The organism is Rhizobium esperanzae (assembly GCF_014197615.1).
Taxonomy (GTDB): domain Bacteria; phylum Pseudomonadota; class Alphaproteobacteria; order Rhizobiales; family Rhizobiaceae; genus Rhizobium; species Rhizobium esperanzae_A.
In genome coordinates, this window is the sequence record NZ_JACIFY010000002.1 from 375762 (window position 1) to 392048 (window position 16287).

General features: G+C 62.4%; 15 protein-coding genes and 1 other RNA gene. 7 read left to right on the plus strand and 9 right to left on the minus strand.

The window, feature by feature from the left end; translation table 11 throughout:
- Nucleotides 1-191: 191 nt before the first annotated feature.
- From hflC to GGD57_RS04465, 4 genes are all read right to left on the minus strand, one after another.
- On the minus strand, nt 192-1151 hold the full coding sequence (gene hflC / locus GGD57_RS04450; protein ID WP_184467210.1) for a protease modulator HflC: 960 nt from the start codon (nt 1149-1151) through the stop codon (nt 192-194).
- 3 nt (nt 1152-1154) lie between these two features.
- Nucleotides 1155-2237 (minus strand): FtsH protease activity modulator HflK, encoded by a 1083-nt coding sequence (gene hflK, locus GGD57_RS04455; RefSeq protein ID WP_126908134.1) that lies wholly within the window; start codon nt 2235-2237, stop codon nt 1155-1157.
- A 149-nt stretch (nt 2238-2386) separates the two neighbouring features.
- Entirely contained in the window at nt 2387-2905 is a 519-nt protein-coding gene (locus GGD57_RS04460; protein ID WP_184467212.1) for a dihydrofolate reductase, read from the minus strand.
- Between the two features lie 12 nt (nt 2906-2917).
- On the minus strand, nt 2918-3712 hold the full coding sequence (locus GGD57_RS04465; RefSeq protein WP_184467214.1) for a thymidylate synthase: 795 nt from the start codon (nt 3710-3712) through the stop codon (nt 2918-2920).
- 111 nt (nt 3713-3823) lie between these two features.
- Between GGD57_RS04465 and ssrA the strand changes: the two genes are divergently transcribed.
- From ssrA to GGD57_RS04485, 4 genes are all read left to right on the plus strand, one after another.
- Nucleotides 3824-4186: a transfer-messenger RNA gene (gene ssrA / locus GGD57_RS04470) on the plus strand.
- 128 nt (nt 4187-4314) lie between these two features.
- Nucleotides 4315-4830, plus strand: coding sequence for an SspB family protein (locus GGD57_RS04475; RefSeq protein ID WP_097610648.1), 516 nt, complete (start codon nt 4315-4317; stop codon nt 4828-4830).
- Between the two features lie 52 nt (nt 4831-4882).
- Nucleotides 4883-5077, plus strand: coding sequence for a DUF4169 family protein (locus GGD57_RS04480; protein ID WP_085738989.1), 195 nt, complete (start codon nt 4883-4885; stop codon nt 5075-5077).
- 120 nt (nt 5078-5197) lie between these two features.
- Entirely contained in the window at nt 5198-5416 is a 219-nt protein-coding gene (locus tag GGD57_RS04485; protein ID WP_184467216.1) for a ribbon-helix-helix domain-containing protein, read from the plus strand.
- A gap of 10 nt (nt 5417-5426) precedes the next feature.
- Here the strand turns inward: GGD57_RS04485 and GGD57_RS04490 are convergent, their stop codons facing one another.
- The 3 genes from GGD57_RS04490 to GGD57_RS04500 form a co-directional block, all read right to left on the minus strand.
- A complete protein-coding gene (locus GGD57_RS04490) occupies nt 5427-9119 on the minus strand; it encodes an AsmA family protein (protein WP_184467218.1) in 3693 nt (1230 codons plus the stop codon).
- A 205-nt stretch (nt 9120-9324) separates the two neighbouring features.
- Nucleotides 9325-10737, minus strand: a complete 1413-nt coding sequence (locus tag GGD57_RS04495) for an FAD-binding oxidoreductase (protein WP_184467220.1) — start codon at nt 10735-10737, stop codon at nt 9325-9327.
- A gap of 129 nt (nt 10738-10866) precedes the next feature.
- Nucleotides 10867-11901, minus strand: coding sequence for an aldo/keto reductase (locus tag GGD57_RS04500; protein WP_184467222.1), 1035 nt, complete (start codon nt 11899-11901; stop codon nt 10867-10869).
- 92 nt (nt 11902-11993) lie between these two features.
- On the opposite strand from GGD57_RS04500, the gene GGD57_RS04505 reads away from it, so the two are divergent.
- Together GGD57_RS04505 and GGD57_RS04510 are read left to right on the plus strand one after the other, a co-directional pair.
- Nucleotides 11994-12896, plus strand: a complete 903-nt coding sequence (locus GGD57_RS04505; RefSeq protein WP_184467224.1) for a LysR family transcriptional regulator — start codon at nt 11994-11996, stop codon at nt 12894-12896.
- A 211-nt stretch (nt 12897-13107) separates the two neighbouring features.
- Complete coding sequence (locus tag GGD57_RS04510) at nt 13108-14202, plus strand: AbrB family transcriptional regulator (RefSeq protein ID WP_184467226.1); 1095 nt, start codon at nt 13108-13110, stop codon at nt 14200-14202.
- Here the strand turns inward: GGD57_RS04510 and GGD57_RS04515 are convergent.
- Nucleotides 14162-15049, minus strand: coding sequence for an AraC family transcriptional regulator (locus GGD57_RS04515; RefSeq protein ID WP_184467228.1), 888 nt, complete (start codon nt 15047-15049; stop codon nt 14162-14164). The two genes, GGD57_RS04510 and GGD57_RS04515, sit on opposite strands and share 41 nt — an antisense overlap.
- Before the next feature lie 39 nt (nt 15050-15088).
- On the opposite strand from GGD57_RS04515, the gene GGD57_RS04520 reads away from it, so the two are divergent.
- Entirely contained in the window at nt 15089-15496 is a 408-nt protein-coding gene (locus tag GGD57_RS04520) for a DUF2000 family protein (RefSeq protein ID WP_184467230.1), read from the plus strand.
- 51 nt (nt 15497-15547) lie between these two features.
- On the opposite strand, the gene GGD57_RS04525 is transcribed toward GGD57_RS04520, so the two are convergent.
- A complete protein-coding gene (locus tag GGD57_RS04525) occupies nt 15548-16213 on the minus strand; it encodes an OmpA family protein (RefSeq protein ID WP_085737761.1) in 666 nt (221 codons plus the stop codon).
- Nucleotides 16214-16287 lie beyond the last annotated feature (74 nt).

The window sequence follows — 16287 nt, forward strand, 5'->3', positions numbered from 1 at the left end:
GGGGTAAATGCGCACATTGAGCACCAGCATAAGGCGGAATGATGGAGGGTGAAATCACCTTTTCGCGAAATCCCCGTGCAATGTGATGTGGCCTCGCAAATGCCGGATCATCTCAATCATCCCACGAAAAAAGGGCCGGCACGCGGGCCGGCCCTTTCAGGATTGTCAGGATGCGCATGGCATCCTTGGCGTCAGTTCGCCGGCTGAGCGGGTGCTGCCGGAGCAGCCGCGCCAGGAACTGCCGACGCCGGATTTGCCGGCGCCCGAAGGGCCCCCGCGGCATTGTCGAAATAGCGGAAGAATTCCGTATTCGGCGACAATACCAGCGTCGTGTCCTGCGATGAAAGCGCCGAGGAGTAGGCGGCCATCGAGCGATAGAACTCGAAGAAAGCCGGATCCTTGTTAAAGGCGTCGGCGAAGACGCGGTTGCGTTCCGCATCGCCCTGACCGCGCAGGATTTCCGCGTCGCGCTGGGCGCCCGCGGTCAGTTCCACGACCTGGCGGTCGGCGACGGCCCGGCGCCGCTGACCTTCTTCATTGCCCTCTGCGCGGATGCGCTCGGCTTCGGCCAGGCGTTCAGAGCGCATGGCGTTGTAGGTGTTGGGCGCAACCTCGGGAGAAAGGTCGGTGCGGCGGATACGAACGTCATCGATATGCAGGCCGAGATTTTCGGCATCCGTGCGCAGGTCGTCGCGAATCTCCAGCATCATCGCGACACGCTCTTCCGAAAGCGCGGCATTGTAGTCACGCAGACCGTAGACGCGGCGAAGCGATGAATCGAGCTGCGCCCTCAGCCGCGCTTCGGCGGCCTCGCGGTCACCCGAGACCGTTTCGCGGAAGCGGCGAACATCCGAGATATTGTAGATCACGAAGGCATCGACGTCGAAGGTCTGGCCGTCCTGAACCTGAACGCGGATATTGTCGAGATCGAGCCTCAGCGCCTGCTTTTCGACCAGTTGGACGCGATCGGCATCCATGAAGCCGAAGGGCAGCTTGAAATAGATGCCGGGTTCGGTCTTGACCGATTGAATCTGGCCGAAACGGACGACGATCGCCTGCTCGCGTGCATTCACCACGAAGATCGACGAATAGAGCCCGATCAGCACGATGGCGAGGATGAGGAGAATGATGGGAAGTCTGTTCGATGTCATGGTTCAACCTCCCTGCTGCGCCGGCTTGCCAAGCTCATTGAGCGGCAGATAGGGCAACACGCCCTGCTTCTCATCGATGATGACCTTCTTCGAGCTCTTCAGCACCTGCTCCATCGTTTCGATGAACAGCCGCTTGCGGGTCACTTCGGGAGCCTTCGAATATTCGTCGTTGATCGCGGTAAAGCGCTGGGCTTCACCTTCCGCCTCCTTCACGACACGGTCCTTGTAGGCGGCGGCATCTTCACGGATTCGCGCCGCATCGCCTCGCGCCTGGCCGAGCTTCTGGTTCGTGTAGCGGTTGGCGTCTTCGATCGTGCTGTCACGGTCCCGGCCGGCACGCTGCACTTCTTCGAAGGCATCGGCGACTTCGCGCGGCGGCGCCACGTTCTGGATCGTCACGCCGGTCACGGTCACGCCCGCGCCATAGCGATTCATCGTATCCTGCACGATATTGAGCACATCCACTTCGATCGGCTGGCGATTGCTGCGGAAGGCATCCTGCGCCGGACGGCGGCCGACGATTTCGCGCATCGCGCTGTCGGAAACCTGCTGCAGGGTCTCGGCCGGATTTTCGACGTTGAAGAGATAGGCCTTCGGATCGCTGACCGTATAGAACACGGCGAACTGCACGTTGATGACGCTCTTGTCGCTGGACAGCATCAGGCCGTTCGAAGACGACGCCGAGGTCGCCCCGATATTCAGCTGTTGCACGGTCACCTTGACCGTCTCGACGCTTTCCATCGGCCAGAAATGGAAATGCAGGCCGGGCATCGAGATCTCTTCCTTCGGCTTACCGAACCGCAGTTCGACGCCCCGCTCGTCCGGCTGCACCACGTAGACGCACTGGATCAGCCAGAAGATGGCGACGATCGCCACGACAATCACCGCCACGCCGCCGTTGAAACCGCCGGGCACGATGTTGCGCAGCTGGTCCTGTCCACGCCGGATAATGTCTTCCAGGTCGGGCGGTCCGCCCTTGCCGCCGCCGCGCGGGCGGTTCGGCCCCTGGCCCCATGGTCCCTGATTATTATTACCGCCGCCGCCGCCCCAAGGGCCGCCGCCGCCATTCTGATTGCTCCAGGGCATCAAAACCTCGTTGTTCGTTAAGTCTTCCACGCATCCGGAACCGTGGGGGCTGAGCGGTGGATGCGTTGGTGACCGTTATAGGTATCGCCGCATCGGCTTTCAACGCAACGTGAGAAACTTGGTCAATTTAATTGGAAAATAGTTCATTTTCAGGCGTGTCGACGGTCATAGACGACGAAGCGCGTGGGATAGGTATCCTTCTCGCCGGCCGGGACCGCGATGGTCTCCCCTGCCCGCCAGAAATCGGGATCGATCGCCGGGAACGAAGCATCCCCATCGAGATCGGCCTCGACATGCGTGATGTACATCCGGTCAGCAAGGCCGATCGCCTGCGTATAGACCTGCCCGCCGCCGATAATGCAGATCTCGTCGACGCCGGTTTCCCGCGCCAGCCTTTCAGCCGCCGTCATCGCCTCGGGCAGCGAATGGGCCATCTGCACAGCCGGGTGGTCTATCGTCGCCTGTCTTGATATAACGACATTCGGCCGCCCCGGCAGCGGCTTGCCGATCGAATCGTAGGTCTTGCGGCCCATCACGACGGGCTTGCCCAATGTCAGCGCCTTGAAGCGCTTGAGGTCGCTCGAAAGCCGCCAAGGCATGTCGCCGTCGCGGCCGATGATGCCGTTGCGGGCAACGGCGGCGATGATAGTCCTGCGGATGTCGGACATGAAATATCCCGGTCAGACGGCGATCGGCGCCTTGATGCTGGCATCGGCCTCGTAACCGATCAGCTCGAAATCGTCGAAGGTGAAGCCGAAAATGTCCTTCACATCGGGGTTGATGCGCATGAATGGCAGCGGCTTCGGCCGGCGCTCCAGTTGCAGCTTCGCCTGGTCGAAATGGTTGTGGTAGAGGTGGGCGTCGCCCAGCGTGTGGACGAAATCGCCAGGCTTCAGCCCGGTGACTTCAGCCACCATCATCGTCAAAAGCGCATAGGAGGCGATGTTGAACGGCACGCCGAGGAAGATGTCGGCCGAGCGCTGATAGAGCTGGCAGGAGAGCTTGCCGTCGGCAACATAGAACTGGAACAGGCAATGGCAGGGCGGCAGCGCCATCTCGTCCACCTCGGCCGGGTTCCAGGCCGAGACGATGTGGCGGCGCGAATTCGGGTTGTTGACGATACCTTTGACGAGATTGGCGATCTGGTCGATATGGCCGCCGCCCGGCGCCGGCCAGGAGCGCCACTGGGCGCCGTAGACCGGCCCGAGATCACCGTTTTCATCGGCCCATTCATCCCAGATCGAAACGCCGTTTTCCTTGAGATAGCGGATATTCGTCTCACCCTCGAGGAACCATAAAAGCTCGTGAATGATCGACCGCAGATGCAGCTTCTTCGTGGTCAGCACGGGGAAGCCTTCCTGGAGGTCGAAGCGCATCTGGTAGCCGAAGACCGAGCGCGTGCCAGTGCCGGTGCGGTCGCCCCGGTCGGAGCCCTTTTCCATCACATGGGCGAGGAGATCGAGATATTGCTTCATGTCGCGCTGATTCCGTTTCGGTTAATTTAAGCCTCCCTCGGCAGGAAACCAATCACCGGCCGGCATTTTCCCAATGTTTCTGATGGAGAGCATAACGCTTTTATGACGTTTGCCCTTTCCTTGGGCGGAGGAAACCACTATATCAGCCTTGCCGGCTTTCGGGCCGGCTATGGCGATAAATGAGCGGTGTAATAAGCCTATTGGACCCGGGGGCGGTACCCGGCGCCTCCACCAAAAACCGGCGGCCTTGAAGGCCGGCTTTTGATGGGGGCGAAACAGGATCGACAAGGGTGTAAAGATCGTCTTTTTGCTCGGCATTGTACCGCCGTTATCGGGCTAAAATTGTAGTTGCAAACGACAACTATGCGGAAGCTCGTCTCGCTGCTTAATCGCAGTGTGACACTTCAAATCAAGCCCTAGTGGTTCGCACCTCTAGGCGGGGTCCGAAGGCACCTGGCAACAGAAGCCTTCACCTTCTCCCTGCCGCCGAAATCATGTATGCTGCTGAAAAACGTGACTCGGCTCCGGTCTTTCCCAAGGCGCCCGGACGTGGCATATAACCGTGTGAAAAGACTTCCGAACCGACGAAAGACAGGAAAAGCATGGGGCAGGATCATATCCGCTACGACATTCTGGCACAGGATGCACTTCGCGGCGTCATCCGCAAGGTTTTGGCGGAAGTCGGAGCAACGGGCCGTTTGCCCGGCGACCATCACTTCTTCATCACCTTCCTCACAGGTGCTGCCGGCGTTCGCATCTCCCAGCACCTGAAGTCGAAATATCCCGAGCAGATGACCATCGTCATCCAGCATCAGTTCTGGGATCTAAAAATCACCGAGACGCATTTCGAGATCGGCCTTTCCTTCTCCGACGTTCCGGAAAAGCTGGTCATCCCGTTCAATGCGATCCGCGGTTTCTACGATCCCTCCGTCAATTTCGAACTCGAATTCGACGTGCCGCTTGCCGATGGCGAGGAGCTGCCGTCAGGCGAGATCACCGCCTATCCTGTCGACGCGGCAGGAAAGCCCGATGAGGCCGCGGCCGCAAAACCCGCCGACGGCGAGGAAAAGAAGCCAGGCTCCGTCGTCTCGCTCGACTCTTTCCGCAAAAAGCAGTGATCTCAGGGAGGCAGCCAAGCCTCCCTTTTTCATCAGGAATTCAGGCAACCGCATGAGCGCCGAAATCGTCAATCTGCGCCAGTTCCGCAAGAAGCAGGCCCGCTCCGAAAAGGAGAAGCAGGCCGAGCAGAACCGTATATCCTTCGGCCGCACCAAGGCCGAAAAGCAACTGACCCGCAGCCTGAACGAAAAGGCCGACAGGGCTCATCGCGATGGCCGGATCGAGACGGATGACGACGGCGCGTGACGGCTTCCTCGACGGCATAATTCAAAGCCGGAATGATTCTGCGATCAGTCACTTGAGCGGGTTTCTTGAATCGATCTGCCAACCCATACCCGGCCCATACCCGGGATGTGACGCCGCTTCATGATCCGCAAGCATTCGGCGACACTGCACGGCCATCGCACCAGTTTTTCGCTGGAAGACGAGTTCTGGGACGAGTTGAAGACGATCGCCGCAAGCCGTTCGATACCGCTTGCCGCCTTGATTTCCGAAATCGACGATCACCGTCCTGCCGACAGCAATCTGTCCTCGGCGCTGCGGCTCCATGTTCTCGCCTGGATAAAGGCCGGCGGCCAGTCATGACGGCCGCGATTTATTGCGCCTGAACGCCCGGCAATTGGTCGAAGTTGAGTTGGCCTGGCGGTCCCTGCTCGCCGCGCCGTGCCGCCTCTGCCTCCGCGGCGGCTCTGGCTTGCGCTTCCGCCTTCACCTTGGCTTCCGCCTCGGCCGCTGCCTTTTGTTCGGCCGCTGCCTGCGCCAATGCACGCAGCCGCTCTTCCTCCGCCTGCCGCTGCTTTTCGATTTCGGCCGCCTTGACACGCTCGGCGTCGTTGAAGCGATAGAGCGCCGCCTCGCGGCGCAGCCGCTGCTTTTCGAGCACGATCGCCTGCAGCCGTTCGACACGCCGGCGCTCGCGCTCGAAGGCGCGCAGCGACAGATAGCTGGTGATATCGGTCACATCCATCGTCTTGCCGGGCGACGGCAGCATTCCGGAAAAATTCAGCTTGAGCGCCGGTTCGGCGCCGGAAAGCACTTCCGCGCCCGGATTGAGCCCGACGCCCAGCGTGGCGCTGATGCGTTCCTCCGGCAGCGCGATCTGCGCATCGGCGGTGATGCGGGCGAGATCGTTGGCGACCGTGACATTCTGCACGCGCAATGTCCCGTCGGTGATATTGAAGGGGATGCCGAGTGGCGGCAGCTTCGCCTCGCCGTTGCTGAGCAGCGTCTCGACGATCGGATGCACCTTGCCGGCATTGATCTGCTCCTGCATCGTATCGGTCGCGGCAAGCAGCGGCGGAAGGATGGCAAGGTTCAGCCCGCGTATGCTGGTATCGCCGAGCCTCAGCTCACCCGAACCGTTGAGCGAGCTGGCGATTTCGCCGACCGTCTTGCCCGAAGCCTCCATCGACAACGACAGGCCGAACTTGCCGTTGGCGATCGGCGCGCCGTCGCGCAGCCAGACGACACCGGAGAGATCGGAATCGGCAAGCGCAAGCTTCGTCTGCACGAAACCGGTGCCGTCGGCATTGGTGAACAGCAGATTGCCGGAGAGCTTTCCACCGTCCCAATTGCCGGCCATGTCGTTGAGCTGAAGCTCATCGCCCTTGTAGGCAACGTTGCTGGTGAAGTCGGACACCGCCGTTTCCGGCAGGCCGGGCCAAAACTGCTTGGCCGTCAGTTTCACGTTGACGTCGAGATCCTTGAACACGGGCAGTCCGAGCGGCGCCGTCGTCAACGCGCCATTGGCAGGATCGACGATCTGGCCGAACACCGCCTCGCCAAGCCAGCCGGCATCCGCCTTGGAGAGCGTCAGCTCACCGCTGGCGGTCGTCTTCGCAGCCTTCCGGTCGAAGCTCAGCGCGCCTGAAAACTCGTTGTCGGCCGCATGGCCCTTGAGATCGGAAAAGACGATCTTGTCGCTATCGATGCCGGCATTGACCTGCAGGCCGAACGGCAGCCCAGCTCCCGTCTGCGGCAGGGCGATCCCGTTCATGATGAGATAGGGGTCGATATCGGCGCTGTCGAGCGAAAGCGCGATCTGGCCGTTCATGAAAGTCTCCGGCCGGACATCGACCTTGCCATTGGCGGTGAACGAGGTCCGGTCGGTCGCAAAGGTCAGCGCGGCATCGGCGGGATCGTTGTCCGATGCCTTTACCTTCAGCGTCAGGCGGCCGTTGGCGCCGACATCGACCGGCAGCGGGTCGAGCCCGGCCTGCCCGAACAATATGGATGGCACAGCATTTTCGAGCGTCGCCTCGAGGCTCGTGGTGCCGTTGCCGGTCAGCGCCAGCAGGTCGGACATGCGGTAGTCGAGATTGACGCGGCTGCCGTTCGACACACCGGCCAGCGTCACCGTCAAGGCGTTGCCCTCGTCGCCGCCGAGCGTCAACGCGCCGCGCAGTGCCGTATTGCCGTACCAGCCGGCATTGCGCACCAGCCGGTCAAGCACCGGATGATGCGGCAAGTGCTCGCGCAGCATGGTAAAGAAGCCGCCGGGATCGGCCGATTTGAAAGTGATCTCGCCCGCGCCCTTATAGTCGAGCAGCGAGCCTTCCGCCCTGCCCGTTGCCGTCAGTTCGGCGCCCGCGATATTCTTGATCGACAGCCGGTCGACGGCCAGCGCCCCGTCGGCGATGGTGAAGGTGGTCTCGACATTCTCGGCATCGACGCCGAAAGCCGTGAACTTGTCTGCCTTGAGCTGGGCGGCGATTTTGTGGTCGAGCACGTTGTCGCCGGCATCCTGGCCGGTCATGAGCCCGCTCAGCGCCTGCAGCGCATCGAGATCGAGCGTGTCGCCGTTCAGCGCCACAGACAGGGTCGGCGTCTGGCCGGAGATTGCCTGCCGCTCCAGGCGGCCCTTCAGCGTCGCCGGTCCGATGGCGATCTCGAGATTTTCGAAACGCTGCAATTCGTGTGTAAGGCTGACATTGGCGGAAAAGCCTGCCTGCCGCAATTGCCGGATGGCCGGATCGACCGAGCCGGCAAGCCAGGAGGCAAGTCCCGTCGGCTGGCTGGAGGCGACCACGATCTGGCCATTGAACGAGGGGTCGCCCTGGAGCAGCAGCTTGCCCTTGCCTTCCACCTGCGTACGCCCCGGCAGCGTCCCGGTAGCGCTGTCGATCATCCAGCCGGTACCGGCCGGCTCCAGCTCCAGCTGCACGTCGCGCAGCGTCGTATCGCCGGCGACGATCGCCGGCAGCTTGACGCTCGCTTTGCCCGGCACCTGTGGGATCGGCACCTGCCCGATGACATCGATCAGCGAACTCAGCCGCTGGCGTGCCGAAACCGCCGCATCGCGCGTCGTCTTGCCGGATGCGCCCTGATTGCCGATGCGGTTGACGTCGATCTGCTGCCCGTCGGCGGTCAACAGGAATTCCGGCGCATTGCCGGTATCGAGCGTCGCCTCGCCCGTGATCACGTAGGGATCGTCCGTCGGGCCGATCTCCATTCGGTATTCGGGAATGCGGATGCGTTCATTGGTGAGCTCGAAACGGCCCTTGACGCGCGGCGGCTGCTCGTTCTTGTTGGCGGACTTGGCCATATTGCGGTTTTCGATCGCCGCGGAAAGCTGGCCCTGATAGTTCGGTTTGCTGTCGACGAGCTTCAGCTCTCCGTCGAGATCGATGCTGACGGGGTGCTTGTCCGGCGAAAGTTTCGTGCGCATGCGCAGCACGCCCTTCTCGTCCGGCTGGCTGCTGGAAATCGAAAACTTGCCGTGGTCGCCGTCGAGCGCCGCATCGCCCTCGATGCGCCAGGGGCCGGCCAGCGACTTGGCCGACATTTCCGCATTGAGGCCGGTAATGCGGCGCGAGCGGCCCGACTGATCGTCGATGAACTCGATTTCGCCGCCATTGACATGCACGTTTTCGAGAACGACGGTTTTTGCCGGTATTTCCGCGCGGCTGCCGTGCGTCCAGTCGAGCGTGCCGTCCTTGAGCAATCTCAGGCGCACCTTCGGATTGACGACCCGCATGTCGAAGATCAGCGCCTCACCCGACAGGAAGGGCGCGAGCTCCGCATCCATGGAGAACTGCTCGACCTTGACGATCGGCGTGCCGTCCGCTTCCTGGCCGACGCGCACGTCATGCAGCGTCACCGAAGGAAACGGCAGCAGGCGTGCATCCACCGTGCCGTAAACGGTGACTTTCTTGCCGATGATGCGGCTCGCCTGATCCTCAAAATTCTTGCGGAAATCCGTCCAGTCGATGAATAGCGGCGCAAGCAGCGCCATAAACAGCACTACGACGATCACTCCCCCCAGAAAGACGAGGAACCGGCCTACCAATGCAAGGAGTCTCCATTCGGGATTCTGTTGCCGACACTAGAGCATGATGCCGAAAAGTGTGCGCGATTTTCGGACGACATCATGCTCTAACTCGTTAATTGAGAACAGGATTCGGACTTATGCCCGATCGGCATAGATCCAAATCCTGTTCTAGCGCTATTCATGCCGGGAGCAAGGCCCAAGTTCATGAGAATATTCCGCGCTTTCAGCCATGGTGGAAAATCTTGCCGGGATTGAAGATATCGTCCGGATCGAGCGCCTGTTTCACCTGTCGCATCAGATCCACGGCGCCCCCGAGCTCCTGTTCCAGAAACGCCATCTTGCCTTGCCCGATCCCGTGTTCGCCGGTGCATGTCCCGTCCATGTCGAGCGCCCGCCGGTTGAGCCGCTGCACGAAGCTCTCGGCCATGGCGATGTCTGCCGCGCTTTTGTCGTCGAACAACAGCAGCACATGGAAGTTCCCGTCGCCGGCATGGCCGACGATCGGTCCCAGCAGCCCGTGCTCCTCGATATCCGCCTGCGTTTGCGAAACGCAATCGGCAAGCCTCGAGATCGGAACACATACATCGGTCGAAAGTGCGGCAAGCCCTGGCGCCAGCGCCCTTGCAGCCCAATAGGCATCGTGACGCGCCTTCCAGAGCCTCGTCCGCTCCTCGGCATTGGCGGTCCAGAGGAATTCGCCGCCGCCGCACTCCGCGGCGATCTCGCCAAAGGCTGCCGATTGCAGCGGCACCGTCTCGTCGGTGCCGTGGAATTCGAGGAAGAGCGTTGGGCTTTCGGCGTAGGAAAGTTTGGAATAGGCATTGCAGGCCCGCATCTGCACCGTATCGAGCAGCTCGATGCGCGCCACGGGAATGCCCATCTGGATCGTCATGATGACGGCGTCGCAAGCAGCCTTGATGCTCGGAAAGGCGCAGGCCCCGCCGGCGATCTTCTGCGGGATCGCCTGCAGGCGCAGCGTCACCGAGGTCAGAACGCCCAGCGTCCCCTCGGCGCCCACGAAGAGCCGCGTCAGATCGTAGCCGGCCGAGGATTTGCGGGCACGCCGGGCGGTGCGGATCTCCTCGCCATTGGCCGTGACGGCGGTAACGGCAAGCACATTGTCCTTCATCGTCCCGTAGCGCACGGCATTGGTGCCGGAAGCCCGCGTCGAGGCCATGCCGCCGATCGAAGCATTGGCGCCGGGATCGATCGGGAAGAACAGACCGGTATCGCGCAGATGGATGTTCAGCGCCTCGCGCGTCACACCCGGCTCGACGGTGCAGTCGAGATCCTCGGGATTGACCTCGAGCACCCGGTTCATGCGGCTGAAATCGATCGAAATACCGCCATTGGCGGCATTGACCTGGCCCTCCAGCGAGGTGCCGACACCGAAGCCGATCACCGGCACCTTGTGGGCAGCACAGACCTTGACAGCCGCCTTCACATCCCCAGCGCTCTCGGCAAACAGCACGCCGTCCGGCAACTGCGGCGGGATATAAGTGGTCGTGTGGGCATGCTGTTCACGGAAGGACTGACCGGTCTGGAAGCGCTCGCCGAAGCTCTGTTTGAGAATGCCGAGCACGGCTGATATCCCCGCCTCGTTGCGTATGCCGGCCTTCGCGTCCTTGAGCGCCATCCCTTTGATCTCCCTGCCATTCCGCAGAAACCATATCGTGTTTCGCTGGGTATGCGGCAAGTCAAAGCGGCTGTCCAGTTAAGAATGGGGAAGATTTCATTCCCCTTTTGTTATACGCCGATGCGTCGTCTAGACGATCGGCGGATTGAGCCGCGCAAAACCTTCCTGCCGCCGATAGGGGAAATAGGGATAGGGAGCCGTGACAGAGCTGACGGCGTCGAGCCTTTCGATCTCATCCTTCGACAGGCTCCAGCCGACCGCGCCGAGGTTCTGCCTCAGCTGCTCCTCGTTGCGGGCGCCGATGATGACGCTCGAGACCGTCGGGCGGTTAAGCAGCCAGTTGATGGCGATCTGCGGCACCGTCCGGCCGGTCTCGGCTGCGATGGCGTCCAGCACCTCGACAATATCGAACAGCTTCCCATCGTCGACAGGCGGGCCATATTGCGCCGTTTCGTGCAGCCGGCTTGCCTCAGGCAGCGGCTGGCCGCGGCGGATCTTGCCGGTCAGCCGTCCCCAGGCAAGCGGGCTCCAGACGAGCGCACCCACACCCTGGTCGGCGCCAAGCGGCATCAGTTCCCATTCGTAATCGCGCCCCGCCAGCGAATAATAGACCTGATGGGCGACATAACGCGGATGGCCGTGGCGCTCGGCCGCGGCCAGCGACTTCATCAGCTCCCAGCCGGCAAAATTGGAAACGCCGGTATAGCGGATCTTGCCGGCCGCAACGAGTCCGTCGAGCGTCGACAACACTTCTTCCACCGGCGTCGAGGCGTCGAAGGCGTGAAGCTGCAGAAGGTCGATATAGTCGGTTCCCAGCCGGCGCAAGGCAGCCTCGACGGCGCGGATCAGCCGCGCCCGCGACGTTCCCCAGTCCTGCGGCCCCTCGCCCATCGGCAGCGCCGTCTTCGTCGAGATCAGCACGGCATCGCGACGACCGCGGATCGCCTGACCGAGCACCTCTTCGGACGCGCCACCCGAATAGACGTCGGCCGTGTCGAACAGATTGACGCCCGCTTCCAGACAGATGTCGACCAGCCGCCGCGCCTCTTCGGCATCGGTATTGCCCCAGGCGCCGAACAGCGGACCGCTGCCGCCGAATGTGCCGGCGCCGAAACTTAAAGCAGGCACCCTGAGGCCGGATGCGCCGAGATTTCTGTATTCCATGGATCTGTCTCCTTCGATTTCCCATGAGATAGACCTTGTCACTCGGTGATATAGATTGCCTGCTAGCATTTCATCTGTGACTTGAATTCATCATGAGCCGTCAGGACATCAACCGCTCCGGCGAAATGGAAGTTTTCGTCTGCGTCGTCGAGCGCGGCGGCTTTTCGGCTGCCGCAAGCGCCCGGCGCATGACGCCGTCGGCCGTCAGCAAACTCGTCGCCCGACTGGAGGCGCGCCTCGGCGCCCGCCTCGTCAACCGCTCGACCCGAAAGCTGCAGCTGACGCCGGAGGGTTGCGCTTTCTATGAGCGCGCCGTCGCCATCCTGGCCGATATCGCCGAGGCCGAACGCCAGGCCTCGACAGGCGAAGAAACCGCCGGCCGCATCCGCATCAACACCAGCGGCTCCTTCGGCAATCATGTGCTCGCACCGCTCGTGCCGGCCTTCATGGCGCTTCATCCCGCCGTAACGCTGGATATTTCTCATACCGACAGGATCGTCGACCTGATGGAGGAGCGTGCAGACGTCGCGATCCGCACCGGCCCGTTGAAGAGTTCCAGCCTGATCGCCCGCAAGCTCGGCGCCACCGGCAAGATCATCGTCGCCTCGCCGGATTACCTCAAGCGTCACGGCGAACCGCGCACGGTCACCGATCTCCGCCGCCACTGCCGCATCGGTTTTTCTTATGCTCGCGCCATCGAAGGCTGGCCGTTGCGCGAGGACGGCGAAACGGTAACGCTTCCGATCACCCCTGGCATCCAGGTCGGAGACGGCGAAGCCATGCGGCATCTCGCACTATCCGGCGCCGGCCTTGCCCGCCTTGCCGCCTTCACCGTGCGCGCCGACATCGATGCCGGCCGCCTCGTGCCGGTGCTCGAAGCGGCCAATCCCGGCGATATCGAGGAATTCTTCGCCCTCTATATGGGCCAGGGCGGCCCGCTGCCGGCGCGCGTGCGCGCCCTGCTCGATTTTCTCGCCGGCCATGTACGCCTATAATACATACAATGACTTAAAGCGGCCTGATGAATCGGTTTCGCAACCCCGAGCGGCGAGAAACCGGATTTCGCAATTGACCGCGCGCCTCGCATCCACCTATATCGAACCCGCGCCGGCCGCTCCTTGCAGCCGGCCTCTCGTCGTCATGCCGGAGCTTCCCTCCCATCTTCAGCCTCAGGGCTTGGCACCGGCCAGGAAAGATACGGGGATCATGTCATTCAACGACACCAGCCGCCTTCTGCGCGATGCCGGCCTGCCGAAATGGGCGCTGCTGCTGGCACTTTCGACCGCTCTCACCGTCTTCCTCGAACTCTTCGCCCTGCCCGCCTCGCTGCTGATCGGACCGATGGCTGCGGCCATCCTGCTGGCGCTGACCGTCGGCAAGGGAAAACTTCGCATTCCCGCCTGGCCGCTGCAGTTCGCCCAGGTTCTCGTCGGCCTGATGATGGCGCGCACTATCACTCCCGACATTCTCGGCACCATGGCGAAGGACGCACCGCTTTTCCTGCTGTTCATCTTCTCGGTCATCGCCATTGCCACCGGCCTCGGCTGGCTCCTGACGCGCTGGCAGGTGCTGCCGGGAACGACCGCCGTCTGGGGCTCTTCACCGGGCGGCGCTTCCGCCATGGTCATTATGTCGGAAGCCTATGGCGCCGATGCCCGCCTCGTCGCCTTCATGCAATATCTGCGTGTCGTCTTCGTCGCTGTCGGCGCCTCGGTGATCTCGCGCCTGTGGGTGGCCGCCGACGGCGCCGAGCCGCCATCGCTCATTCTCTTCCCCGAAGTCGACTGGCCGGCTTTTGCGGCGACGATGGCCTTTGCGGCCATTTGTGCCTATGGCGTGCGCCGCCTGCGCATCCAGGGCGGCACGATCATCGTACCGCTCTTCCTCGGCGCCTTCCTGCAGGGCATCGGCCTCTTGAAGATAGAGCTGCCGATGTGGCTGCTCGCCATCGCCTATGCGCTTGTCGGCTGGAGCATCGGCCTGCGTTTCACCCGTACGATCCTTGAGCATGTGGCACGCGCCCTGCCGAGAGTGTCGGCCTGCATCATATTGCTGATGGCGCTTTGCGGCTGCATGGCAGCCGCCCTTCATATCTTCGCCGGCATCGATCCACTGACGGCCTATCTCGCCACCAGCCCCGGCGGCGCCGATTCCGTCGCCATCATCGCCGCCGCGAGCGATGTCGACGTGCCCTTCGTCATGGCGATGCAGACCGGCCGCTTTCTTGTCATTCTGATGATCGGCCCGACGCTCGCCCGCTTCATCGCCCGCCGTTCGGGACTTGCGGAAAATCCCGTCTGAGCGTGACCCACTGGCCGGGCGTCATGCCATAAGCCTTCTTGAAATGCCGGTTGAGATGGCTCTGGTCGGCAAAGCCGGTGGCCGCCGCCGCGTCCGATATCCCCTCGCCCGCGCCGATCATCGCGCGTGCCCGCTGCAGCCGCCGCATCAGCAAGTAGCGATGCGGACTGGTGGCGAAGGCCGCCCGGAAATGCCGCGACAGCGCGAAACGATCGAGCCCGGTCACCGCTTCCAGCTCAAGGGAACGCACTGCTCGGGTCGTATGCGCCTCGAGATAATCCCGTGCCGCCCGCGCCTGGCGCCAGGCCAGGGTCCCGAGCGGCCGGCGCGGCGAATGCGCATGCAGGGACAGCCCGCTTGTTATCCGCGACAGGAAATCGTCGACGAAAAGCTCGTCCAGTTCGCGGTCGAGTTCGCCGAGCGCCGCCAGCAGCACGCCCGCCAGAGCGGAATCGCCAATGACGGGTTCGTCGACGAAAGGCAGGCCGACCCCGTCCGCCTCCAGGCATTCGAGAAGCAGCGAAGGCTCCAGGTAGAGCATGCGGTATTGCAGCCCGTCCTCGGTACCCGCCCCGCCGTCATGCTCCTCGTCGGGATGCAGCACGATCACCTGCCCCGGCAGGCTGAAGCGCTGTTCACCGCGATAGCGGAAGGTCTGCACGCCTTTCAGCGTCACACCGAGCGCATAGGTATCGTGTCGGTGCGGTTCGAAGGCATTGCCTGAAAACTGCGCCTCGATGCGCTCGATGCCGGGAAAGGCCGGCGCGGCCAGTATGGCGTTGCCGGAGTGTCCCGCGCACAAACGTTCAAGACCTTCGAAGGCCTGCGGATGTAGATCCTGGCTCAACGCGCCCGATACTCCGATAGCTAGATGAAGGAATGTCTGATGTTTGATACCAAAATTGCCGTCGTCCTGCGAAACAATCTTGCCGGCTGGCAGAAACTGAATGTCACCGCCTTCCTGATGACCGGCGTTGCCGGCGGACATCCCGAAATCATCGGTGAGCCCTACAAGGACCGCGCCGGCAATCTCTACAATCCATTGTCGATCCAGCCGATCATCGTGCTCTCCGCCGATGAGGCGACGATATCAACCATCCACCGCCGTGCGCTGGAGCGCGATGTCACCGCTTCTCTTTTCATCGAGGAGATGTTTGCGACCGGCCACGATGCGGCCAACCGTGCCGTGTTCGCCGAATTCGCACCCGGCGACGCCAAGGTGGTCGGCATCGCGCTGCGCGCCGAGAAGAAAATCGTCGACAAGATCACCAAGGGTGCGACGATGCAGCACTGACGAGAAAGGCCGGGACTGACCCGGCCTTTCCTAAAGGAGCATGAGCCGGACTCAGCCTTGTGTGATCGGCGCGATCTGGATCTCGACGCGGCGGTTCTGGGCGCGGCCGGCCTCGCTGGCGTTGGATGCAACCGGCTGGGAGGGACCGAAGCCGACGGCGGAGACGCGGCGCTGATCGATGCCCTGGCCGCCGAGATAATCGGCAACCGAAAGCGCGCGGCGCTGCGACAGATCCTGATTGTGCTGCAGGCTGCCGGTCGAATCCGTATGACCGTTGACGTCGATCAGCGTGCGATTGAATTTGCGCAGCACGATCGCCACCGAATTCAGCGTCGGATAGAAGCCGGGCTTCACCGCGTCCTGGTCGACGTCGAAGGTGATGTTCGACGGCATGTTGAGAATGATGTTGTCGCCGTTGCGGGTCACCGAAATGCCGGTGCCTTGGAGCTGGGCGCGAAGCTCGGATTCCTGCTGATCCATGTAATTGCCGATCGCACCGCCGGCGAGAGCGCCGACGCCGGCGCCGATCAGCGCTGCGTTACGCTTGCCGTGGCCGCCGCCGCCGACTGCCACGCCGACGAGAGCGCCGCCGATCGCGCCAAGTGCTGCGCCACCCGCGGTATTGGAAACCTTCTGTTCGCCGGTATAGGGATCTGTCGTCGTGCAGGCGCTGAGATAGCTTGCTGCAACAGCCAAAAGTAGGAATTTCTTGATCATGGACAGGACGGTCTCCGTTCAAAACTGATGCGAGCAAATGGCAAGGATTGCGGCAAGAAAATGAAGATGTTCTC

Coding starts and splice junctions, on each gene's coding strand:
- GGD57_RS04500 (WP_184467222.1), bottom strand. CDS start 11,901: ATGGAATACAGAAATCTCGGCGCATCCGGCCTCAGGGTGCCTGCTTTA.
- GGD57_RS04495 (WP_184467220.1), bottom strand. CDS start 10,737: ATGGCGCTCAAGGACGCGAAGGCCGGCATACGCAACGAGGCGGGGATA.
- GGD57_RS04465 (WP_184467214.1), bottom strand. CDS start 3,712: ATGAAGCAATATCTCGATCTCCTCGCCCATGTGATGGAAAAGGGCTCC.
- GGD57_RS04460 (WP_184467212.1), bottom strand. CDS start 2,905: ATGTCCGACATCCGCAGGACTATCATCGCCGCCGTTGCCCGCAACGGC.
- GGD57_RS04480 (WP_085738989.1), top strand. CDS start 4,883: ATGAGCGCCGAAATCGTCAATCTGCGCCAGTTCCGCAAGAAGCAGGCC.
- GGD57_RS04510 (WP_184467226.1), top strand. CDS start 13,108: ATGTCATTCAACGACACCAGCCGCCTTCTGCGCGATGCCGGCCTGCCG.
- GGD57_RS04485 (WP_184467216.1), top strand. CDS start 5,198: ATGATCCGCAAGCATTCGGCGACACTGCACGGCCATCGCACCAGTTTT.
- GGD57_RS04520 (WP_184467230.1), top strand. CDS start 15,089: ATGTTTGATACCAAAATTGCCGTCGTCCTGCGAAACAATCTTGCCGGC.
- GGD57_RS04525 (WP_085737761.1), bottom strand. CDS start 16,213: ATGATCAAGAAATTCCTACTTTTGGCTGTTGCAGCAAGCTATCTCAGC.
- GGD57_RS04505 (WP_184467224.1), top strand. CDS start 11,994: ATGAGCCGTCAGGACATCAACCGCTCCGGCGAAATGGAAGTTTTCGTC.
- GGD57_RS04475 (WP_097610648.1), top strand. CDS start 4,315: ATGGGGCAGGATCATATCCGCTACGACATTCTGGCACAGGATGCACTT.
- hflK (WP_126908134.1), bottom strand. CDS start 2,237: ATGCCCTGGAGCAATCAGAATGGCGGCGGCGGCCCTTGGGGCGGCGGC.
- hflC (WP_184467210.1), bottom strand. CDS start 1,151: ATGACATCGAACAGACTTCCCATCATTCTCCTCATCCTCGCCATCGTG.